Origin of the sequence: Pseudomarimonas salicorniae, from assembly GCF_023156535.1 — a bacterium.
Lineage (GTDB): Bacteria > Pseudomonadota > Gammaproteobacteria > Xanthomonadales > Xanthomonadaceae > Pseudomarimonas > Pseudomarimonas salicorniae.
Genome location: NZ_JALNMH010000002.1, coordinates 188,744 through 210,371 on the forward strand (window position 1 = coordinate 188,744; position 21,628 = coordinate 210,371).

Sequence of the window (21,628 nt, forward strand, 5' to 3'; positions counted from 1 at the left end):
CATCGTTTCGCCGTCGCCGCTACAGGGAGACCGCCATGACCGCCTTTTCTTCCGCCCACCGCCAGCGCGGCAACGCCGCCGGCAAGTTCATCACCATGCTGCTGGTGCTTGGTCTGCTCGCCCTTGGCGGCTGGCTGGTCTGGCAGGACATGGGCGACAAGCCCGCGCCGCGCGACAGCAGCAGCGAGGAGAGGCCGCAGCAAGCCTCGGTCGATGCCGAAGGCGACAAGCCGGAGCCGATCGAGCCGGTCAGCGGCCAGCCGCGGCTCGATGCCCCGGCGGCCTACCAGCCGCAGAACGGCGTGGTCGATGTCGATATCAGCGAGTACGCCGGTTATGCCGGCCTGATAGTCGCCAACGGCGGGCTGGAGCCGAATCCGGAGTCGTTCTTCGCCAAGCGCTACGGCTTCCAGGTACGACTCAAGCTCAGCGAGGAGGAGGGCTGGAACAAGCTCAACAACGGACGCATCGCCGCCACCGTGACCACGGCCGACACCCTGGCCGTCATCGGCCGGCAGTTCGAGGCCATCGTGCCGGCGCAGATCGGCTTCTCGCGCGGCGCCGACCAGGTCGTGGTCGACACCGGCATCGCCAACATCAACCAGCTCAAGGGCAAGGTGCTGGCCAGCTCGCAGTTCAACGAGGCCGAGTTCTTCATCCGCTATCTCGCCTCCGAGGCCGGCGTGCCGGTCAAGGTCTTGCGTGATCTGGACGGCCGCCCGGGAGCGGGCGAGCTGGGTCTGGTGTTCTACGAGGACGCCTTCGTCGCCTGCGAGGCCTATCGCCACGAACTGGCCGGCGGAAAGCCGAAGCTCAACGGCTGCGTTGGCTGGTCACCGGGCACCGAGGAAGTGGTCGCCGCCAGCAACGGCCGGGCCAAGATCCTGGTCTCCAACCGGAACCTGCTGATCGTCGCCGACATCCTGATGCTCAACAAAGGGTTTGCGGAAGCGAACCCGAAGCTGGCGCAGGGCCTGGTGCATGGCCTGCTCGAGGGCAACCGCCAGGTGCGCGACAACGCCGAGCCGCACCTGTCCACCATCGCCAAGGCGCTCGGCTGGAACGAGCAGGAGACCCGCGACGAGCTGGCCAAGGTTCACCTGTCCAACCTGCCCGAGAACCTCGCCTTTTTCGAGGGCACCATCGATGCCGCCGGGAGCTTCCAGGGAATCTTCCAGAGCTCGGTGCTGAGCTATGGCGACCTCATCAGGAACCCCGCCGACCCCGCGCGCTTCGTCGACCTGCAGTTCCTCAAGGCGCTGTCCGGCGAGGCCGCCTTCGCGCAGCAGAAGGTGGCCATCGCCCCGATCCGCACCGGCGGCAACGTCTCGCTGGAAGGCGATGCCCTGCTCAGCAAGGACATCCGCTTCTTCTTCCGGCCCAATTCCGCAGAGCTCGACACCGACGCCAAGGAGAACGAGGGCTACCTCGACACCATCAAGGGCTTCCTGCAGGTCAGCCCGGGCTCGATCGTGCTGCTGCGCGGCCATGTCGACAACGCCCGGGTCGCCGAATTCGAGCAGCAGGGCGGCAAGGAACTGGTGCGCACGATGGCACTGAAGGCCATGGAGCTCTCCCGCCAGCGCGCGCAGTCGGTGCGCGATGCCCTGCTCCAGCGCCACCCCAACATCGACAAGGCGCGCCTGGAACTCGTCGGCCGCGGCTGGGAAGAACCCGCCAGCCCCGACAGCGAACTCAACCGCCGCGTCGAGGTGCAGTGGTTCACGCTGGAGTAGCCCTGGCGACGACCTTGGGGCGCGAAGTTCGCATTCGCCCCGGTCCCGCTGTAGGAGCCAGCTTGCTGGCGATAGGCGCCCCGGATGGGACGATCGCCAGCGAGCTGGCTCCTACAGGCGGGTACTGCGGAAGGTCTGCTTTGCGCCCTGCCCTGCCCTTCGTCTAATCCTTCGGTGGCGGGCGTCGCTGAGGCTGGGGGATATTGGCGCGGGGCTGCTTGCCGGACCCGATCACGGCCACCGCACGCAGTTCCACCACGGCGCCCGGGGCCAGCAGGGCGGTGGTGCCGACGGCGCTCCAGGCCGGGTAGTGGTCTGGGAAGTGCCGGTGGTGGATGGGGGCGAAGCGCGCGAACTCCTCGCGGAAGGCAGCGTCGTCCTTGGGCAGGACGTGGAAACTGGTCAACTCGACCACGTCCGACATCTCGGCGCCCGCGCTCGCCAGATGCGCCTTCAGCGCCACGAACATGTTCTCGATCTTTTCCTCGTAGTCGGCGCCGCGACCGGCAGGGATGCCGGAGACGATCACCATGTCTCCGACCTTGAGCACCGGGGTGTAGTGCCAGTCGTGATAGGCGGCCTCCATGCCCGGCGGGGCGAGGTGCTCGCGGCTCGGAGTCTCATTGCCGGCGGCCGAAACGCTGGCGGCGCAGGCCAGCAGGACGAGGTAAGACACGGTGCGTTTGAGCATTGCTGGCATCCGAAAGGACTGGGCGAAGCGGGCTATCCTCGCAGCGCTCGGGACTCAGCGCCCCTGCTTGAGGTCATGGCCGGCTCCCGACCGGCGCTCGTCCTGAAGCTGTTCCGAAGGCGTGCAGTCCGGGGTCAGCGCCGACCCCGGCAGCAGCCACCAGTCATCCCGATTGCTGCGACCAACGGACTGCGCCGGCGGCACGGCGAGACAGACAGGCATCGCTGCGCCTGCGACCAGCAGCCAGCGCTGGCCGGGCTCGGCCCTTAGCCATTCCTCGGCGCCCGCCCATTGGGCTGCGGGTGACCGGCTGAAGCCGAAGTCGGCAGCCGGCCGGATCGACTGCAGCAGCATCTGTTCACGCCAGGCCACCATTCCCAGCCGGGCATCCTGCGGCAGCCGTGCCTCGACCTCGGCCATCAGCTGCCGCGCCGAACCTGAGGCGCTGAGCGCGGGCGCGAGGAGCAGGCCATAGCAGGTCCAGAGCAGGGCGCTGAAGGCCACGATCAGGGCGCCGGCACGCTGCCGGAGCCCGGCGATCAGCAGCAGTCCCGAGATGCCCAGCGCCCCCAGACCCGCCAGCAGCAAGCCAAGGTCGGCGGACCGGATATCCCGTCGCTCGGCCAGTCGGGCGACGATGCCGGCATCGCGGACCAGTCCGTCGAACAGCAGGAGAAGGGCCACCAGCGAAAGCGTGCAGACGTAGCCGAGCAGCAGCCGGCGGGGTCCCGGCCGGCGAAGGATGCCGGCCAGCAGCGGGGCCGCGGCGAGACAGACCGCAGGGAGTGCGGGTAGCAGGTAGACCTCGCGCTTTCCCGGGCTCGCACTGAAGAACAGCAGGACCAGGACCACCCAGCCGAGCAGCGTGGCCTGCCGCGCGTCACCCCGGCGCAGCCGGCGCCACCACGCGGGCAGGAGCCAGGGCAGCAGCAACGCGCCGGGCAACCAGAGCGTTGCAATCACCTGCAGGTAGTACCAGGCCGGACGGATGTGGTGCCAGGCGCTGACGTAGCGCTCTCCGGTCTGGCGCAGAAAGATCTCCGCCGCGTAGGCCTTCATCGAGGGATCAGGGGATGTCCAGGCCGCGACCAGCACGGGCACGGCCCAGACCCCTGCGCCGGCCAGGAAGCCGACGAGCAGGACCCAGCCCCCCGCCCTTGCGGCCGGCCGCGCGCTGCGTCGCTGGGCCAGCCACCAGGGCAGCCAGGCGAGCAGGGGCAGGAAGCCGACGCCCTTGGTCACGGTACCAAGCCCGGCGGCAAAGGCACCCAGCCCGAGCACTCTCCTGTTCGGCGATTCCAGCAGGTGGCGCAGCAGGCCCCACAGCGCGAGCGTGGTGAAGAAAACCAGCAGCATGTCGATCTGCGCGCGTTTGGCCTGCAGCCCGAACTGCAGGGTCGCGAACAGGGCCAGCCCGGCGACGCATCCGATCCGCCGTCCCCACAGCCTGCGGCCAAGATCCCAGGTCAGAAACAGCGTGCCGAGCCCCGCGAGCAGCGACGGCAAAAGGAAAGCTATGCGCCAGTTTCCGACGGCCTCGTAGGCCAGCGCCTGCGCCCACATGAACGGCGCAGGCTTGTGTGCATAGAGCTCTCTGCCCCGGCGAGGCACCAGCCATTCGCCGCTGTCGACCATGTGCTTGGCCGCCAGCACGAACCGGGGCTCGTCCGGCGGCGACGGGTCGCGAAGCCCCATGCCCGCCGCGAGGACGATGGCCGCGAGCCCGAGCCACAGCCAGGGGCGGATTGGAAACCTGTAAATGGCGGCGCCTCCCGGCTGTCGCTCACCGGCGACGGGTCTCCAGATGACCCGCAGCACGGTAGGAAAAAAGTCGGCGCAAGCTTAGCGTGGCAGCCAGCGGTCTCCGACAGGTCTCCGACCTTGGCACCCGCACCATGCCGGCATGTCCAGCCCCTTCCTCTACAGCTTGCCGCGCCGCCTGCGCCGCGCGATCGGACAGCGCCCGCTGGTTTCCCAGGAAGCGCTGATCGCCGCGTTCTGCCTGGCTACGGTGCTTCTCCTGAACGGCCCGTTCTGGGCCCGGCTGCGCGATCGGCCACGACCATCTCTTCCATACCGTGCTGGGTCTGATGGATATCGGCAGCGGGCTCCATGAGCCAGGACTCGACCTGACAGCGGAGAGCCGCCGGGGGGCTGCAGGGCGCCCCACGCCTCAACCGCATCCCGCACATGTCTAGAATCGGCACCGAGGTGCCCTGCGCAATGGCGAGGCAAGCATGAACTCCGGATCCGCGCTCAGGCTGCTGATCGTCGAGGACAACCACAGTCTGGTCGCCAACCTCTTCGAATACTTCGAGGCCCGCGGCTACATCCTCGACGCCGCGCCGGACGGCCTGACCGGGCTGCATCTGGCGATCACCAACGACTACGACGCCATCGTCCTCGACTGGATGCTGCCGCGGATGGCGGGCCCCGAAGTGGCGTCCAAGCTGCGTCTCGAGGCGCGCAAACAGACTCCCATCATCATGCTGACCGCGCGTGACGAACTGGCGGACAAGCTGGGCGGCTTCCGCGCGGGCGCGGACGACTACCTCACCAAGCCGTTCGATCTTCCGGAACTTGAGGTCCGGATCGAGGCCCTTCGCAACCGGTGCGCCGGCGAGCGCAGCATCTCGCGGGAACTGGTAGTAGAGGATCTCCGTCTGGATCTTGGCACGCTCGAGGTGGAACGGGCGGGCAAGCTGCTCAAGCTCTACCCGGCCTGCCGCCGGCTTCTGGAAACCCTGATGCGGGCCTCGCCCGCCGTGGTGCCGAGAGAGCGTCTCGAGGCGGCCCTGTGGGGCGACGACCCGCCAGATGCCGACCTGCTGCGCTCGCATATGTACGAGCTTCGCAGGGCGATCGACAGCCCGTTCGAGGCCAAGCTCCTGCACACGGTCCCCAAGGAAGGGTACCGGCTCGGCAAGGCCAACGCCGAGTGAGCCGCCGTCCGCTCCGCAGACGCATCGCCCTCGGTCTGTTCCTCTACTCGCTGTGCCTGGGGGGCGCGGTGATGGGCCTTGGCTACCTGGTCAACGAACAGGTCGAACAGCTGGTATGGGAGTCCCTGCTGAACGAAGAGCTCGAGCACCTGCTTGACCGACCGCATCCGCGCGAGGCCGGCGTGCTGGTGGAGAGCGGAACGCTGTGGGCCTATCGGCAGGTCGACGGGCATCCTGCAATCGGCCTGCCCGCGCCGCTGCAGGCGCTGGGGCCGGGCCTGCACGACGAGATCCGCATCGCAGACCGGCAGTACGCAGTCCTCGTGCGCAGCTCACCGGGCGAGCGACTGGTGATGTCGATCGACATCACCGACCTCGAGGCCGCGGAGCTGTCACTCACCGGCGGCGTGCTGGCCGCGGCGGCCGCCATCGCCGCCGTTCTGGCGGTGCTGGCCTGGTGGCTGGCCGGCCGGCTGGCCGGCTCGATTACCCGGCTGGCGGACCGGATCGATACGCTGCGCCCGGATCAGGACGGACACCGGGTCGAGCTCGAGGGGCCGCTGGACGATGAGACGGCGCGCATCGTCGGCGCGCTCAATGGCCTGCTGGCCCGCGTCGACGGCTATCTCGCCCGCGAGCGGATTTTCCTCAGTCTTGCCAGCCACGAGCTTCGAACGCCGGTCGCCGTGATTTCCGGTGCCACCTCGCTGGCGCTGCAGCAGGGCGGCCTGCCCGACGCGCAACGCAAGCTGATCCAGCGTGTCGCCCGCGCCTCGCGCGACATGGAGCAACTCATCCGCATGCTGCTGGTCCTGGCCAAGGCACCCGAGCGGGTGAAGGCCACGGGGTCGGAGCTCGATCTCGTGGCTCTGGTGCAGGACGTCATCGAGGACCACGGACATCTCACCGCCCAGAAGGCACTGCAGGTCGAAACCGCGGCGCTCCAGCCCTCCCAGCTGTTCGCGCCAGCCCAGCTGGTGCAGGTCGCCATCGCGAATCTCCTGCGCAACGCCATCGAACAGAGCGACGCCGGCACCGTGCGGGTGAGCATCGATCCGCCCGGCGTGGTGACGGTTGAAGACCCCGGCCACGGCCTCAGCCCGGAGGAGATCAGCCGGATCTATGCGAGCCGCGCCAGGGCGCCGGGCGAGCGCTATGCCCGCGGGATCGGTCTCGAGCTGATCCGCAGGATCTGCGAGCACCTGGGCTGGGCGCTGCACGTGCAGAGCACGGGCGGCCGGGGCACGACGATGGTCCTGGACCTGCGCTGCGCCCTGCTGGAGAAAGACGGCGACAGGGAGCACGGCAATCAGGACCAGAGACCGGCTTGAGGAGACTCTGAACAGGTCCAGCGCCCCGCGCCGGAGATTGTGCAGTCGGCCGGCAGGCCGCCCGTGGCTGGGTGTAGGGCGGCCATGTCATGCGGAATCCACCCTGGTGCGAACGCACGCCGTGGCAAGGCGTGGCACGGGACGTGTGCAGGGGCCGCTTAACGCCCCGGCTACCGCGCTCCGACCGCTTTACGACAAGGATGCAGCAAGACTGTGCACAGACTCCCGCGGAACACCCGCTCCCGGATCGGCGCCAGGCGACCATGCTGTCAGCCGCAAGACCGCATCCTCCCCAGCGCCCTCCGGCCCCTTTCCCACAGTCCGCGCACGCCAATGACCATGCCCGCCTCGCCCTCCGCCACCGAATCGATCAGTGTCGTGATCCCCGTGCTCAACGAAGCCGGCAGCATCGGCAGCCTGCTCCGCGAGGTCTGCGAAGCGCTGCGCGGCAGCGCCCGGTTCGAGATCATCGTCGTCGACGACGGCTCGGACGACGGCAGCGCGACCATGGTCCAGGCGGCCATGACCCGGGCCCCGGAAGTGCGACTGCTCCGCCACGAAAGACGCTGCGGACAGTCCGCGGCAATCCGCAGCGGTGTGGAGGCGGCGCGCAGCCCATGGGTCGCGACCCTCGACGGCGACGGCCAGAACGACCCGGCAGACATTCCCCGGCTGTTGGCGCGGCGCGCGCAGCTGCCTTCGACGGTCCGACTGCTGGCAGGTTGGCGGATCGAGCGGCGCGACACCTGGTCGAAACGGTTCGCTTCGCTTCTGGCAAACCGCATCCGCGCCGGCCTGCTCCGCGACGAGACCCCGGACACCGGCTGCGGCATCAAGCTGTTCGACAGGGCCGTCTTCCTCGACCTGCCCTACTTCGACCATATGCACCGCTACCTGCCCGCGCTGTTCCGACGCGCCGGCTGGCGCTGCGAATCGATTCCGGTCAACCACCGCGAGCGGCGCCAGGGCACCTCGAAGTACGGCAACCTGCAGCGCGCCCTGGTCGGGCTGCGCGACCTGCTTGGAGTCGCCTGGCTCATCGCCCGGTCCCACCGGGCACCGGTGGTCGAGATCAGCCCGCCATGAACGACGAGCTTGTCTGGCTGGCCTGGACCGGCCTGCATGTCACGCCCTGGAAGCTGATCGGCTACTGCGGCGCGCTGATGTTCGGGGCTCGCTGGGCGGTCCAGGTGATCGCCACCCACCGGGCCGGTCGCCCGGTGATCCCCCGGCTGTTCTGGTACATGAGCCTCGCTGGCAGCTTCATGGCGATGTCCTACTTCCTGCTCTCATCCAAGCAGGACTCGGTTGGCGTCCTGCAGAACCTGTTCCCGCTTTTCACCGCGGGCTACAGCCTCTACCTGGACCTGCGTGGCCCCCAGCGCAGGATGATGCTGGAGCAGGGCACCGCCCGGTAGGCTGCGGAGGACGCGAGGACGTAGGCGCCCACCCCGGTCCGGGCTGCTCGGCCATTCCCGTCCGCACTGGCCCCCTTGATCCGCTTCCCGAGTTGCTTCGCTCAACGTCGGCGTTATGTCGGGCTGGAGGACGGCGGGGTCGGAATGGTCCGATTCCGGCCAGGCGAGCGCGTTCCCAGAGGCTAGATCTGGGCACAAAGAAGACCTTCCGCAAAACCCGGATGTAGGAGCCAGCTTGCTGGCGATAGGCACCCCGGACGGGACGATCGCCAGCAAGCTGGCTCCTACACCCAACGGCGTTGCCAGGTCCGATTTGCGCCGCAAAGCAGGCCTTGCCGCAGTCAGATTGTGGGAGTGCCCTTGGGCGCGACCGCGGAGATCCGATCTGGCCGCGGTCTTCGGTGAATCCGTAGCGCTGCGGTCGCGCCCATGTGCGCTCCTACGGTCGGGCTTCGTTGGGCGTTGGCGAAGACGTATAGGGTGCGCCTTGGGGCGCACCGATGCGGGCGTTCGGACGCGACGCCCGGTGCGGCCAGCCGCACCCTATGGATGTCCGCTTTGCGCCGCCCAAAGCCCACATCACCGCACGCACGTTCCGGATCGACTCCTGCCCGCCCCGCCTGGCTTGCTCAGGACGCGCGCCGGAGCTGCGCCATGCGTGTGGCGTCGGTGTCGCCGGGCTGGCCGCAGGAGCGGCGAACGATGACCCGGGCCGGCAGCATGGTGCTCTCGCTGGGCTCGCCGCGGATCAGCTGGAGCAGTCGCTGGACGAGCACCTCGCCGGCAGCACGGGTGTCCTGCTGCACCGTGGTCAGGGGCGGGCTGGCGAAGGCTGCGACCGGGATGTCGTCGAAGCCAACCACGGCCACGTCCTCCGGCACCCGCAGGCCGGATTCCTCGAGGGCGCGCATGGCGCCGATCGCCAGCAGATCGGAGGCGGCGAAGACGGCATCGAACTTCTGGCCGCGCTCCTGCAGCATGCGCACCGCCGCGTGGCCGAGCTTCTCGCTGGAATCCATGGCCTCGACCTGCAGCGCCGGCACCACGGGCACGCCGGCAGCGCGCAGCGCCTCGCAGTGACCCCGGTAGCGGTCGAAGAACTCAGGGCAGTGCGGCGACGCGTCTCCGACGAAGGCGATGCGCCGGCGCCCGAGCGAAAGAAGATGTTCAGTGACGGCGCGCCCTCCCTGGACATTGTCGCAGCCGACGGAGATGCCCGGCTGACCGGGCTCGACCGCCCCCCAGTAGACAAACTGGGTGCCCTGCTCGACCAGCTTCTCGAGCTTGTGGCGGGCCACCTCGAAATCGCCGTAGCCCAGCAGGATCAGGCCATCGGCCTTGTGGCTGTCCTGGAAGTCGGCATGCCAGTCGTCGGAGAGCTGCTGGAAGGAGATCAGCAGGTCGTAACCCTCCCGCGCACAGGCGCGGGTGATCGAGCCCAGCATGGAGAGGAAGAACGGATTGACCAAGGCCGCGTCCGAGGTCGCGTCCTCGAACAGCAGCAGCGCCAGGGTCACCGAGTGCTGGCGGCGCAGGTTGGAAGCGTTCTTGTCGACCTTGTAGTTGAGCTGCTTGGCGATCGCCTGAATGCGCTTGCGGGTCTCGGCGCTGACCAGCGGGCTGCCGCGCAGGGCGCGCGACACGGTCGACTGCGAGACCCCGGCCTGGTAAGCGATGTCAAACGAGGTCGGCTTGCCTTTCATCCTGGATCTTGGAGGGACGGTAGCCGCTGAGTTGTCGCACGATTGCGGGGCGTGGTCCAGTGCGAGGGCGTGAAAGCGCGATGTTGCGGCGCACCATCCGGGCGCAGGCCGCCTCCAGTCCGGGCAGGCCGGCGCGGCCGCCGCTCAGCCAGGGATCGGGCGCCCCTGCCCGCGATCACAGAGCCGTCGCAGGGTCTCCTCGATCTGCCCGGCTTCGGCCGGCTTGGTCAGGTGGGCGTCGAAGCCGGCGTCGCGCGAGCGCTGGCGGGCCTCTTCCTGGCCCCAGCCGGTTAGCGCGACCAGGCGCAGGTCATCGCCGCCGTCCATCGCCCGCACCCGCCGGGCCACCTCGTAGCCGTCGCAACCGGGCATGCCCAGGTCGAGCAGGGCCACATCGAAGCGCTGTCCCGACAGCCGCGCGACGGCCGCCTCGCCATCGTGCACCACCTCGACCTGATGCCCCTCCAGGCGAAGCAGCATGGCGAGGCTGGTGGCGGCATCCACGTTGTCGTCGGCGACCAGCAGCGAGAGGCCCGCCACGGCGCCTTCCCCGCCTGCAGCTGTCGGCTGCTCGGGCTCCGCGCAAGCGGCCGCCGTAATCGGCAGGCGAAGCGTGAACCGGCTGCCGTGGCCCCTGCCCTCGCTATGCGCGGTCAGACTGCCGCCGTGCATCTCGGCCAGATGGCGAGACAGCCAGAGTCCAATCCCGAGTCCGGACGAGACCTGCTCCCCACGCCCCTCGGCCTGGGCAAACATGCCGAAGATCGCTTCGATCTGTGTCGGATCGATACCGATCCCGGTGTCCTCCACCTCCAGGCGGGCCTCGTCGCCCTGACGCGAGAGATCCACTTCGATGGAGCCCCCACGCTCGGTGAACTTGGCCGCGTTGCCGACCAGGTTGCTCAGGATCTGGGCCAGCCGGGTGGGGTCGCCCTCGACCGTGATCGCCTGCTCGTCGTACTGCCAGGCCAAGTGGATGCCGGCGCGCTCGATCGTCGGCTCGCAGGCCTCCAGGGCCGATCTGAAGACCTCCTGCAGGACGCAGGGTTCACGGCGCAGGACGATCTGCCCGTGGCTGATCCGTGACAGGTCGAGCAGATCGTCGACCAGACGGCTCATGTGCCGCGCCTGGCGCTCGATCATGCTGCGGGCGGCGAGCAGGCCGGGGTCGGACAGCGCATCGACCTGCATCGCCTGCGCCGCGTTGAGGATCGGCGCCAGCGGATTGCGCAGCTCGTGGGCCAGCGTGGCGAGGAACTCATCCTTGCGCCGCGCTTCCTCCTGCCGTTCGGCCTCGCGGCGGCGCCGCTCGGTGATGTCACGGGCAATCTTCGAGGCGCCGATCACCCGCCCCTGGGCATCGAACACCGGCGAGACAGTCAACGAAATCGGTACGAGGTGGCCGTCGCGACGCCGCCTTTCGGTTTCCATGCCGATGACGTGCTCGCCGCGCGACAGGCGCGAGAGGATGTCCGCCTCCTCGTGCAGGCGCTCGTCGGGAATGATCCGGGTGATCGACTGCCCGACCATCTCTTCGGCGCTCCAGCCGAACAGCCGCTCGGCCCCGGCGTTCCACGACTGCACGATGCCCTGCAGCGACTTGGAGACGATCGCATCGCTGGTGGAGTCGACGATGGCGGCCAGGTGCGCGCGGGCGTGCTCGGTGCGCCGGCGCTCGGAGATGTCCTCGATGATGGCGAAGAATCCCTCCACGCGACCATCCACGTCATGCGGCGCATAGGTGATGGCCAGGTCGCGGGTGCCGCTGGAAAGCGGCAACTGGGCCTCATAACGCACCATTTCGCCGGCCAGGGCGCGCTGGATATGCGGCTCGATCCGACGATAGGCCTCTTCACCGGCAAGCTCGCGCACGTGCCGGCCGGCGAGCGACTCCGGCGCGACTTCGAACCAGTCTCCGTAGGCGCGATTGTTGAACTGATATCGATGCTCGCGATCGACATAGGCCACCAGCATCGGCAGCGCATCGATCATCTCCTGCAGCAGGCGCCGCTGGTCGGTGAGTTGGCCTGCGGCCTGCCGGGCTTCCCGACTGCGCCGCCGGGCCCGGCTGACCAGCCAGATGATCAGCCCGCAGGCCAGCAGGTAGGCCACCAGCGCTGCCAGCACGGCCACCGTGTTGCCGGGCGGCCAGAGCCAGAACGCGCAGGCACCGCCGAGCAGGGCGGTCAGCATGGCCGGGCGGGTGCCGGCAAACAGGGCCGACGCGGCCACCGCGGCGAACAGGGTGATGAAGGGCACCTGCCCGCCCACCCAGGGGTCGAGGGCCGCGCGCAGGGTGATGGCCGCGGCGGCGAAGCCGACGGCCATGGTCATCCTGGAGAGGGCGTTGTGGCCGATCGGGTCCATGCGTTGCGCCGCCGGGAGTCGCCGCGACTATAGGTGGGGGAATGGGCTGCAGCAACACGCCGGGAAGACGAAGGATCGAAGGCCGTCCGGCGCGTTCAGCCAGCGCCCGCCGGGGGCGGCTCGGCGAGTTCGCCGAGCACACGACGCCTGGCCGTTTCCACCTGGCGCTGCTTGTAGGCGCCATGGCTCGCCGGACCGGCGCGAGTCGCCTCGTAGCTGGAGCGGTCGAGCAGCTGGATCTCGTAGTTGAAATAGAAGCTGGGGCCGGCGCGGCCTACTGATGCGGACGGCTGGGCCTCCATCCGCGCTGCGGGCTCCTCGCCATCCGGTGGCAGGTGGATCAGCTTGCGCACGGTGACCTGCAGGCTGCGGAAGCCAGCGCCGCTGTGCGGGTTGTGCGACCCGGGCGTGGCCGCCGCCAATGCGGCGTCCATCTCGCGCAGGGCCTCGCGCGGATAGCCCTCGGCCGCGGCGAGGCGGTCGCGCCAGACGGCGAACAGGTCGTGGGCCGCGTCCAGATCGATCAGCGTGTTGCGCACGCGATGGGACTCGATGTTGATCGCCGACAGCAGCTGGGCCCGCTGCAGCACGCGAAGCGCCAGCAGGCACTCGATCCGGGTGTCGAGGACCAGGCGCACGCCGAGATGGTCGTGGATGTCCTCGGCCACGTAAGCGGACTTCTGCAGCAGCTTCAGAAGGATGCTCTGGCGACCCTTGGCGCTCTTGCGGTCGACCGCCACCAGCGGCAGGACGATCTCGCCATCGCTCAGCACCTGGCCTTCGGCCGAGCGCAGGATGACGGTGTCGAGGGCGGCGAAGACCTGCCGCCGGATGGTCTCGAAGTGACGCAGCTTGAGGTTGCTGTCGATGTAGAACAGCGCGTGCATCACCTTGAGCACCGCGCAGGACCAGTGCCGCCGCGTGCTGCGCGAGCGGGAGAAACGCGACGCATATACCAGCAGGTCCAGCACATCGGCCGGCTCGCAGACCTCGGGGGGCATCTGCCGCCCCTCCTCATCGCTCAGCAGACACTCGCGCAGGAAGACCACGGCCTCGCGATGCACGCGGCGCATCCAGGCCGCATGCGCAGGGTTCTCCGGGTCAAGACCGTACTCGCGGGCGAAGCGCTGGGCGTCCTCGTGATGGCGCAGCGCCATGCCGCGCAGGTCGATCGCCGATTCGCCGCGCGCAATGGCCCGCAGGTACTGCCAGTTCAGCGTCAGCGGCGCCTCGCCAAGCGTGGGCGTGGGGGCCGCGGGCAGGCGCGGCTCAACGTCGCCTGACATGCACGCCTCCATCGGCGATGCGTGCCTCGAAATGCTCGACCGGTGTGTAGGCCGGTGCGCACAGGGCACGTCCGTCACGGACGTCGAACTTCGCACCGTGCAGGGCACATTCGATGCTGCCCTCATCAGGATCATAGAAGCCGGAAGACAGCTCGTAATCCTCGTGGCTGCACTGGTCGCGCAGCACGTGGATCTCCCCCTCGAGGTTGAACAGCACCAGCGGGACCTCGTCCATCCAGGCCGTATGCAACTCGCCGGGCAGGACCGCGGCGCTGTCGCAGACCCTGACCCACTCGCCGCTCACAGCGCCTTCTCCAGCACCTCGAAGCGCAGGTCGTCGCGGCGCGGCAGGCCAAAGCGCGGGTCGGTGGCGGGAAACGGCTTCTTGATTCCAGTGCGCCGATAGCCGCGCCGTTCATACCAGGCGATCAGTTCCTCGCGCAGATCGATCACGGTCATCCGCATCAGCGGCAGCTGCCAGTCCTCGCGGGCCACCCGCTCGGCCTCGGCCAGCACCCGGCGTCCCAGCCCTGCGTTCTGCAGGTCCGGGCGCACGGCGAACATGCCGAAGTAGCCGATCCCGCCTTCGTCGCAGACATGGGCGCAGGCCAGCATCTCACCATCGCGCTCGGCGATCAGGATGCGCGAGCGCGGCCGGCGGATGTCCGTTTCCAGCACCTCGGGCACGATGCGGTTGCCATCCAGGATATCGGCCTCGGTCGTCCAGCCCTGGCGACTGCTCTCGCCGCGGTAGGCGCTGGTGACCAGCGGGACCAGGGCCGGGATATCGGCCTCGGTGGCGGCGCGGAACACCAGTGCATCATCGGCCACCGCGCTCACCCGAGAAGTCTCCACGCCAGCAGCCCGACCGCGGCCAGCAGGGCCGCGCCCACGCCGATGAGCAGACCACGGGCCATGCCAAGGGCGCCCTGCTGACGCTGCTGCAGGGCTTCGGCGCGCTCGTTGATGCGCTCGGCGCGCGCCCACTGCTGCCGATACAGCTCGAACTGCTCACGCTGAAGCGCCAGCGACGCCTGCTGGCCGTCGCGGATCTCGCGCAGCAGGGCGAGGATCTCGCCGCGTTCTTCGCTCATGGCCCCTCCCGGCCCAAACACGTCCGCATTCTATCCACGCGCGGCCGCCGTGGATCAGGCCAGCATCCGCCGGACCTTGGCGATGCCGGCCACCAGCGCGTCGACCTCGGCCTCGGTGTTCCAGAACGCCAGCGAGGCCCGGCAGGTAGCCGGTACGCCGTAGAACTGCATCAGCGGATGGGCGCAGTGGTGGCCCGAGCGCATGGCGATGCCCTCGAGGTCGAGCAAGGTGGCGAGGTCATGGGCATGCGCGCCCTCGACGAGGAAGCTGAGGATGGCCGCCTTGTCCGGCGCGGTGCCGAACAGCTTCAGGCCGGGGACCTCGGACAGCTTGCCGGTGGCGTAGCGCAGCAGGGCCGCCTCGCGCTCGGCGATCGCCGGCATGCCGATGCCGGAGAGGTAGTCCACCGCGGCGCCAAGCCCGATGAAGCCGGCGATGTTCGGCGTGCCGGCCTCGAACTTGTGCGGCGGGTCGTTGAACACGGTGCCGTCGAAGCGCACTTCCTTGATCATCTCGCCGCCGCCGAGGAAGGGCGGCATCGACTGCCAGTGCTCGCGCCGCGCCCAGAGACCGCCGGTGCCGGTCGGCCCGCACAGCTTGTGCCCGGTAAAGGCGTAGAAGTCGCAGCCGAGGCTGGCGACGTCGACCGGCTGGTGCGGCACCGCCTGCGAGCCGTCGATCACCGTGAACACCCCGTTCCGCCGCGCCCGGGCGCAGATCTCGCGCACCGGATTGATCGTTCCGAGCACGTTGGAGACGTGGGTCAGGGCCAGAAGCTTCGCGCCCGCGGCCAGCTGGCGGTCGAGCGCCTCGATGTCGATCACGCCCTCGGGGCTGATCTCGACCGCCTCGATGCGCGCGCCGCAGCGCTGCGCGATCAGCTGCCAGGGCACGATATTGGCGTGGTGCTCCATGCGGCTGACCAGGATCACGTCGCCGCGCTGCAGCCTCGGCAGGGCGAAGCTGTAGGCGACCAGGTTGATCGCCAGCGTGGTCCCGGAGCACAGCACCAGATCGTCCGGCTGCACGTTGAGAAACCGCGCCAGCTTGCCGCGCGCGCCCTCGTACGCCTCGGTGGCCTCGGTGCCCAGGGCGTGGACCGCGCGGCTGACATTCGCGTTGTGCCGGCGGTAGAAGTCGTCCACCGCCTCGATCACCGCGGCCGGCTTCTGCGCGGTGTTGGCCGAGTCGAGGTAGACCAGCGGCTTGCCGTGGACCTGCCGCGAAAGCAGGGGAAAATCGGCGCGGATCGCGGTCCAGTCGGGCTTGCTCATCCCTGAATCCTCATTGATTGCTGATCGCCAGCAAGCTGGCTCCTACATCGAAGCGGCCCCGTAGGAGCCAGCTTGCTGTCGATGCTTGCTCCAACGCGCTCAATCGCCCAGCGCCTCCTGGAGCGCCGCCTCGGCGATGTCGCGCAGGCCATCGGACAGCTCGGACAGCAGCTCGAGGCAGAACGCCCGGGTCAACAGCGCCCGGGCCTGGGCCGCGGGCAGGCCGCGGGTGCGCAGGTAGAACAGCGCGGTGGGGTCGAGCCGGCCCACGGTGGCGCCGTGTGCAGCCTTGACCTCGTCGGCGTGGATCTCCAGCACCGGCTGGGTGTCGATCTCCGCCTCGTCGGACAGCAGCAGGTTCTTGTTCGACAGCATGGCCTCGGAATCGTCGGCCCCGGCGCGGATGCCGATGCCGCCGTGGAACGCCACCCGTGACTGATCGCGACCCAGCCCGCGCCAGGTCATCGCTGAGCGCGTGCCGCCGATCGCATGGTCGATGCCGAGCCGGGTGTCGACATGCGAGGCGTCCTGCCCCAGCAGCACGCCGTCGGCCTGCAGCCGTGCCGCCGCGCCCTGCAGCGACACGTTCAGCTCGTGCCGCGACAGGCCGCCGCCCAGTTCCAGATCGAGCCGGCGATACTCGGCACCCGCCGCGACGGCGCCCTCGGTGCGCCGGAACAGGGCGCTGCCGGCCGACTCCTGCTGCAGGGCAAGCTGCTCCAGAAAGGCGCCCTGCGCGAGGTGAACGTGGAGCACGCTGCTGCCGAGATGGCGATGGCCACCGGCGCAGATCAGGTACTCGCACAGCGAAAGGCGCGCGCCCTCGCGCAGCTCCACCAGCGAGCGCAGGTGCCAGGACACATCGCTGTCCCTCGGCGTCGAGACGTGTACCCAGTGCACCGGAGCAGACACTTCGACGCCGGCCGCCAGCTGCAGCCAGAGGCCGTCTTCGGCGAGCGCGGCATTGGCCCGCGGAAACAGCGCGTCATCGCCCGCAAAGCGCTTGGCCAGCACGGCCAGGTCGCGTGAGTCGCCCTCACCCAGCAGGGCCGAGAGCGGGCGCAGGCGGGCGCCCTCCGGCAGGCCGGTCAGGTCGGACAGGCCGGCATCGAAGCGGCCATCCACCAGCACCAGGCGCGGTGCCGGCAGCGAACGAATCCGCTCGACGGTGGCGGCCTCCAGCTGCGCACCACCTTCGGCGCGGAAGAAGGCGCGCTGGCCGAGCGCACGCAACGATGTGTACTTCCAGGGCTCCGAGCGCGGCCCGGGCAGGCCGTCACGCTGCAGGGCAGCCAGGGCCTCGCCGCGCGAGGCTGCGCTGCGCAGCGGCTCGGGGAGCGCCGCGTGCTGGGCGGCGAATGAATCGATCAGTCCCGGCATGGCTCAGGCGTCCGCCGGCGCGACCCGGTCGCGCACCCAGGCATAGCCGTGCTCCTCCAGCTGAAGGGCCAGCTCCGGCCCGCCGCTTTCAACGATGTGGCCCTCGGCCAGCACGTGGACCACGTCCGGCTTGATGTAGTCGAGCAGGCGCTGGTAGTGGGTGATGACGATGAAAGCGCGGTCCGGCGAACGCAGCGCGTTGACCCCGTCGGCCACCGCCTTCAGCGCGTCGATATCGAGCCCGGAGTCGGTCTCGTCGAGGATCGCCAGCTTGGGCTCGAGCACCGCCAGCTGGAAGATCTCGTTGCGCTTCTTCTCGCCGCCGGAGAAGCCCTCGTTGACGGCGCGATGCAGCAGCTCGTCCTTGAGATGCAGCACGGAGAGCTTCTCGCGCACGCGCTTGAGGAACTGCATCGAATCGAGCTCCGGCTCGCCACGCGCCTTGCGCTGCGCGTTGTAGGCCGCGCGCAGGAAGTAGGTGTTGTTCACCCCCGGGATCTCGACCGGGTACTGGAAGGCCAGGAAGACGCCCTTTGCAGCCCGCTCCTCCGGCTCCAGCGCCAGCAGATCCTCGCCCTCGAAGCTCACCGAGCCGTCCTGTGCCTCGTAGCCCTCGCGGCCGGCCAGCAGGTAACCCAGGGTCGACTTGCCGGCGCCGTTCGGGCCCATGATGGCGTGCACTTCGCCGGGCTTCACCTCGAGATCGAGGCCCTTGAGGATGTCCTTCTCGCCCAGGCGGACCTGGAGATTCTTGATGCTTAGCATGGGGTTTGCCTTTCAGAACTTTCTGTTTTCACGGGCGGGATCTATCCCGCCGTTCGGATTCAACTCTCGATCTGTAGGAGCCAGCTTGCTGGCGATCAGCGCTTTGAAGATTCCGATCGCCAGCGAGCTGGCTCCTACAGGGTGGCTACGCCGTGCCCGGCGCCCGGCGACGTCGCGCCAGGTCGATAAGGCCGAAGATCGCCACGCCGGCCCAGACGGCTTCGAGCACTACGAAGGGGATGATCCCGCCCATCCAGGCGGCGATGCCGGCGATGCCGGCGCCGAGCAGGTTGAGCAGCAGATAGGCCAGCGACCGCTCGGAAAGCAGCCCGCGCTGGTTGGCGAAGAAGGCAATCAGCAGCAGCGTCACGCCGACGCTGGCGACCCAGTCGGTCTCGCTCATCCCACGGCTCCCTCGAGCGACACCTCGAGCAGCTTCTTGGCCTCGACCGCGAACTCCATCGGCAGCTCGCGGAAGACCTGCTTGCAGAAGCCATCCACGATCATCGAAACCGCATCCTCCTCGCCGATGCCTCGCGCGCGGCAGTAGAAAAGCTGGTCATCGGAGATCTTCGAGGTGGTCGCCTCGTGCTCGACATTGGCGCCGGGGTTGCGCACCTCGATGTAGGGAAAGGTGTGCGCACCGCAGCGCTTGCCGATCAACAGGGAATCGCACTGGGTGTAGTTGCGTGAGTTGTCGGCGTTTTTCTCTACCCGGACCAGGCCGCGGTATGTGTTCTGCCCTCGGCCGGCACTGATGCCCTTGCTGATGATCTTGCTCTTGGTGTTCTTGCCGACATGGACCATCTTGGTGCCGGTGTCGGCCTGCTGGCAGTGGTGGGTCAGGGCGACCGAGTAGAACTCGCCCACGCTGTCATCGCCCAGCAGTACGCAGCTGGGGTATTTCCAGGTGATCGCCGAGCCGGTCTCGACCTGGGTCCAGCTGATCTTGCTCTTCGCACCGCGGCACTCGCCGCGCTTGGTGACGAAGTTGTAGATGCCGCCGCGACCTTCCTCGTCGCCGGGATACCAGTTCTGCACCGTGCTGTACTTGATCTCGGCACGCTCCAGGGCGACCAGCTCGACCACCGCGGCATGCAGCTGGTTCTCGTCGCGCATCGGCGCGGTGCAGCCCTCGAGGTAGGAGACGTGGCTGCCCTCCTCAGCGACGATCAGGGTGCGCTCGAACTGGCCGGTCTCGGCCGCGTTGATGCGGAAGTAGGTCGACAGCTCCATCGGGCAGCGCACGCCCTTGGGAATGAACACGAAGCTGCCGTCGGAGAACACCGCCGAATTGAGCGCGGCGAAGTAGTTGTCACCGGCCGGAACCACCGTGCCGAGGTACTGCCTGACCAGTTCGGGATGCTCCTGCACCGCCTCGGAGAAGCTGCAGAAGATCACCCCGGCTTCGGCCAACTCCTTCTTGAAGGTGGTACCGACCGAGACCGAGTCGAACACCGCATCGACGGCGACGCCGGCCAGCTTGGCCCGCTCATGCAGCGGCACGCCGAGCTTTTCGTAGGTTTCCAGCAGCTTGGGATCGACCTCGTCCAGCGAGGCGTACTTCTTCTTCGGAGCGGAGAAGTAGCTGATTGCCTGGTAGTCGATCGGACTCAGCCTGAGCTTGGCCCAGTCGGGAGGCGTCATCTTCAGCCAGCGGCGATAGGCCTTCAGCCGCCACTCCGTCAGCCATTCGGGCTCGTTCTTGCGCGCCGAAATCCAGCGCACCACGTCCTCGTTGAGGCCGGGCGGCAGATAGTCGGATTCGATGTCGGTGGTGAAGCCGGCGCTGTAGCGGCGCGAGAGGGCGGCTTCGATGTCGGCGCGTTCGGTGGCCATGAGCGTGTCCCGGTCAGTGGGCGGACAGTTGCGAAGGAATGAGTCGGCGCGTCGGCGCCGGATCGAGCATGTCGGCGAGCGTCACCGAGCGCAGCGCCGCCTCGACGGCGACGCTGATCCGCCTCCAGTTGGCGCGTACGCCACAGTGGGTCTCGTGGTCGCAGAGACCGTCGTGGAGCGAGCATTCGGTGACGCCGATGGGGCCTTCCATCGCGGTGACGATGTCGGCGACGCTGATCTGCGCCGCCGGGCGGGCCAAACGGTAGCCCCCGCTGGCGCCCCGAAAGGACTCGACCAGCCCGGCCTGACCCAGCATCTTCAGCAGCTTGCTCACCGTCGGCGGCTCGAGCTTTGCGCGCGCCGCAAGGTCGCTGGCGCTGTGAATGCCGTCGGCCTGCTCGGCGAGCAGGGTCAGCACCACGGTGGCGTAATCGGTGAGCTTGCTGATCCGGAACATGGCTGGCGGAAGTCCGCTGGCTAATGTGGACCAATATTGTACGGTTTACCGTGAATACTAGGTAGTGCCGGCCTGAAGTGGGGATGAAGCTCGGCAGACCGCTCGGCCGATCGGCGCCGATCCCGGACGATTGCGGCTTCGGCGCGGGTCACCGCGCCAGAGGTCGCCCGCCCGCCCCGTCGCAAGAGGAAAGCCGGCGGGTCCCGCCCCTCAGCCCTGTGGAGATGAGGGACATTCCTGCGTCTGCCCAAGGCGCGAAGAAGATCTTCCGCAAAACCCGATTGTAGGAGCCAGCTTGCTGGCGATAGGCGCCACGGACGGGACGATCGCCAGCAAGCTGGCTCCTACACGCAACGGCTTTGCCAGGTCCGGCTTGCGCCGCAAAGCAGACCTTGCCGCAGTCAAATTGTGGGAGCGCCCTTGGGCGCGACCTCGGAAATCCGCGTTGGCCGCGGTCTGTGGTGAATCCGTAGCGCTGCGGTCGCGCCCAAGGGCGCTCCCACAGTCGGGTTTCGTCGCGCGTCGGCGAAGCCCCATAGGGTGTGCCTTCGGCGCACCGACACGGGCCTTCGGACGGTACGCCCGGTGCGGCCAGCCGCACCCTATGAATGTCTTCTTCGCGCCCGAGTCGAGTCTTTCCTTCCAGCCGCCTGGATAGCCTCCCGCCGATCGATTCACACCGTCCGCAGCACCATCACGAAGCTCCCGGTCGGCACACCACCCTGCCCCGCCGGCGCGAAATCCACGATCAGCGAGCCGCGCTGCGCCTCCGGCACCGCGCCCAGCACCCGATCGATGTCGTTGAGCGGATCGCCCGCGAAGTACATTTGGGTGGTCAGCTCGTGGAAGCCGCGCCGGGCGACCTTGTAGTGGATGTGCGGCGGCCTGGACCAGCCCTCTCCCACCGGATACGCGCCCGGTTTGATGGTGCGAACCCGGAACCGCCCCTCCGCATCCGTGGTCAGCCGCGCCCAGCCCTGGAAGTGCGGATCCAGCGGTGCCGGATTCGGGTCGCGCTCATGGGCGTAGCGGCCCTTGGCATTGGCCTGCCAGACGTCCACCAGCGCCCCGGCGATGGGCGCGCCGTCGACATCCACCACCTGACCCTCGACCTCGACCACCTCGCCCTCGGCGCGCTCGCTGTGACCCTCGATTCGGGTCATGTCGAGATCCTTGTCGGCCTGGTCCTTGCTCGGAAAGAAGGGGCCCTCGGTTTGCTGCGGCGTGGGGGTCGCGGCAGGCAGCGCGGCGCTCGCGGCGAGGGCTGCTGCGCCCAGGCTGGCCTTCATCAGTGCACGTCGGCTGATCGGACGGCTGGCTTTCATGTTGCGTCTCCCTCTGTGG

20 protein-coding genes are annotated in these 21,628 nt (G+C 68.7%); 5 read left to right on the forward strand and 15 right to left on the reverse strand.

Annotated features, from left to right (window positions below):
- Nucleotides 1–35 precede the first annotated feature (35 nt).
- On the forward strand, nucleotides 36–1,736 hold the full coding sequence (locus M0G41_RS03345; RefSeq protein WP_248205007.1) for a phosphate ABC transporter substrate-binding/OmpA family protein: 1,701 nt from the start codon (nucleotides 36–38) through the stop codon (nucleotides 1,734–1,736).
- Between the two features lie 163 nt (nucleotides 1,737–1,899).
- On the opposite strand, the gene M0G41_RS03350 is transcribed toward M0G41_RS03345, so the two are convergent.
- Nucleotides 1,900–2,427, reverse strand: coding sequence for a Rid family hydrolase (locus tag M0G41_RS03350; RefSeq protein WP_248205009.1), 528 nt, complete (start codon nucleotides 2,425–2,427; stop codon nucleotides 1,900–1,902).
- Between the two features lie 54 nt (nucleotides 2,428–2,481).
- Complete coding sequence (locus tag M0G41_RS03355; RefSeq protein ID WP_248205011.1) at nucleotides 2,482–4,122, reverse strand: ArnT family glycosyltransferase; 1,641 nt, start codon at nucleotides 4,120–4,122, stop codon at nucleotides 2,482–2,484.
- A 542-nt stretch (nucleotides 4,123–4,664) separates the two neighbouring features.
- Here M0G41_RS03355 and M0G41_RS03360 point away from each other — a divergent pair.
- The 4 genes from M0G41_RS03360 (at nucleotide 4,665) to M0G41_RS03375 (ending at nucleotide 8,118) form a co-directional block, all read left to right on the forward strand.
- Nucleotides 4,665–5,369: a response regulator transcription factor gene (locus M0G41_RS03360; protein ID WP_248205012.1), complete on the forward strand. Its 705-nt coding sequence runs from the start codon at nucleotides 4,665–4,667 to the stop codon at nucleotides 5,367–5,369.
- Nucleotides 5,366–6,700, forward strand: coding sequence for a sensor histidine kinase (locus tag M0G41_RS03365; protein WP_248205014.1), 1,335 nt, complete (start codon nucleotides 5,366–5,368; stop codon nucleotides 6,698–6,700). Before M0G41_RS03360 ends, M0G41_RS03365 begins: the two co-directional genes overlap by 4 nt.
- A 339-nt stretch (nucleotides 6,701–7,039) precedes the next feature.
- On the forward strand, nucleotides 7,040–7,786 hold the full coding sequence (locus tag M0G41_RS03370) for a glycosyltransferase family 2 protein (protein ID WP_248205015.1): 747 nt from the start codon (nucleotides 7,040–7,042) through the stop codon (nucleotides 7,784–7,786).
- A complete protein-coding gene (locus M0G41_RS03375) occupies nucleotides 7,783–8,118 on the forward strand; it encodes a lipid-A-disaccharide synthase N-terminal domain-containing protein (protein WP_248205018.1) in 336 nt (111 codons plus the stop codon). Before M0G41_RS03370 ends, M0G41_RS03375 begins: the two co-directional genes overlap by 4 nt.
- 629 nt (nucleotides 8,119–8,747) lie before the next feature.
- On the opposite strand, the gene M0G41_RS03380 is transcribed toward M0G41_RS03375, so the two are convergent.
- The 13 genes from M0G41_RS03380 to M0G41_RS03440 form a co-directional block, all read right to left on the reverse strand.
- Entirely contained in the window at nucleotides 8,748–9,821 is a 1,074-nt protein-coding gene (locus M0G41_RS03380; protein WP_248205020.1) for a LacI family DNA-binding transcriptional regulator, read from the reverse strand.
- Nucleotides 9,822–9,965: 144 nt separating this feature from the next.
- The gene (locus M0G41_RS03385; RefSeq protein WP_248205022.1) at nucleotides 9,966–12,188 is read right to left on the reverse strand and encodes a PAS domain-containing protein; all 2,223 of its coding nucleotides are present in this window, start codon (nucleotides 12,186–12,188) and stop codon (nucleotides 9,966–9,968) included.
- 95 nt (nucleotides 12,189–12,283) lie between these two features.
- A complete protein-coding gene (locus tag M0G41_RS03390; RefSeq protein ID WP_248205025.1) occupies nucleotides 12,284–13,474 on the reverse strand; it encodes a TIGR04552 family protein in 1,191 nt (396 codons plus the stop codon).
- Nucleotides 13,458–13,778, reverse strand: a complete 321-nt coding sequence (locus M0G41_RS03395) for a non-heme iron oxygenase ferredoxin subunit (protein ID WP_248205026.1) — start codon at nucleotides 13,776–13,778, stop codon at nucleotides 13,458–13,460. Before M0G41_RS03395 ends, M0G41_RS03390 begins: the two co-directional genes overlap by 17 nt.
- Nucleotides 13,775–14,314 (reverse strand): GNAT family N-acetyltransferase, encoded by a 540-nt coding sequence (locus M0G41_RS03400; RefSeq protein WP_248205028.1) that lies wholly within the window; start codon nucleotides 14,312–14,314, stop codon nucleotides 13,775–13,777. The genes M0G41_RS03395 and M0G41_RS03400 overlap by 4 nt, the downstream gene beginning before the upstream one ends.
- Nucleotides 14,311–14,568: a hypothetical protein gene (locus tag M0G41_RS03405; RefSeq protein WP_248205030.1), complete on the reverse strand. Its 258-nt coding sequence runs from the start codon at nucleotides 14,566–14,568 to the stop codon at nucleotides 14,311–14,313. The genes M0G41_RS03400 and M0G41_RS03405 overlap by 4 nt, the downstream gene beginning before the upstream one ends.
- A gap of 54 nt (nucleotides 14,569–14,622) precedes the next feature.
- Nucleotides 14,623–15,843 (reverse strand): cysteine desulfurase, encoded by a 1,221-nt coding sequence (locus M0G41_RS03410; RefSeq protein WP_248205032.1) that lies wholly within the window; start codon nucleotides 15,841–15,843, stop codon nucleotides 14,623–14,625.
- A 99-nt stretch (nucleotides 15,844–15,942) separates the two neighbouring features.
- On the reverse strand, nucleotides 15,943–17,223 hold the full coding sequence (sufD, locus tag M0G41_RS03415; protein ID WP_248205034.1) for a Fe-S cluster assembly protein SufD: 1,281 nt from the start codon (nucleotides 17,221–17,223) through the stop codon (nucleotides 15,943–15,945).
- Between the two features lie 3 nt (nucleotides 17,224–17,226).
- Nucleotides 17,227–17,988: a Fe-S cluster assembly ATPase SufC gene (gene sufC, locus M0G41_RS03420; RefSeq protein WP_248205035.1), complete on the reverse strand. Its 762-nt coding sequence runs from the start codon at nucleotides 17,986–17,988 to the stop codon at nucleotides 17,227–17,229.
- Between the two features lie 145 nt (nucleotides 17,989–18,133).
- Complete coding sequence (locus M0G41_RS03425; RefSeq protein ID WP_248205037.1) at nucleotides 18,134–18,391, reverse strand: CBU_0592 family membrane protein; 258 nt, start codon at nucleotides 18,389–18,391, stop codon at nucleotides 18,134–18,136.
- Nucleotides 18,388–19,827 carry a Fe-S cluster assembly protein SufB gene (gene sufB, locus M0G41_RS03430; RefSeq protein ID WP_248205040.1) on the reverse strand — a complete coding sequence of 480 codons (1,440 nt, stop codon included), beginning with the start codon at nucleotides 19,825–19,827 and terminating at the stop codon, nucleotides 18,388–18,390. The genes M0G41_RS03425 and sufB overlap by 4 nt, the downstream gene beginning before the upstream one ends.
- A 13-nt stretch (nucleotides 19,828–19,840) precedes the next feature.
- On the reverse strand, nucleotides 19,841–20,284 hold the full coding sequence (locus tag M0G41_RS03435) for an SUF system Fe-S cluster assembly regulator (RefSeq protein ID WP_248205042.1): 444 nt from the start codon (nucleotides 20,282–20,284) through the stop codon (nucleotides 19,841–19,843).
- A gap of 674 nt (nucleotides 20,285–20,958) precedes the next feature.
- Entirely contained in the window at nucleotides 20,959–21,609 is a 651-nt protein-coding gene (locus tag M0G41_RS03440) for a protocatechuate 3,4-dioxygenase (RefSeq protein WP_248205046.1), read from the reverse strand.
- Nucleotides 21,610–21,628: the final 19 nt, after the last annotated feature.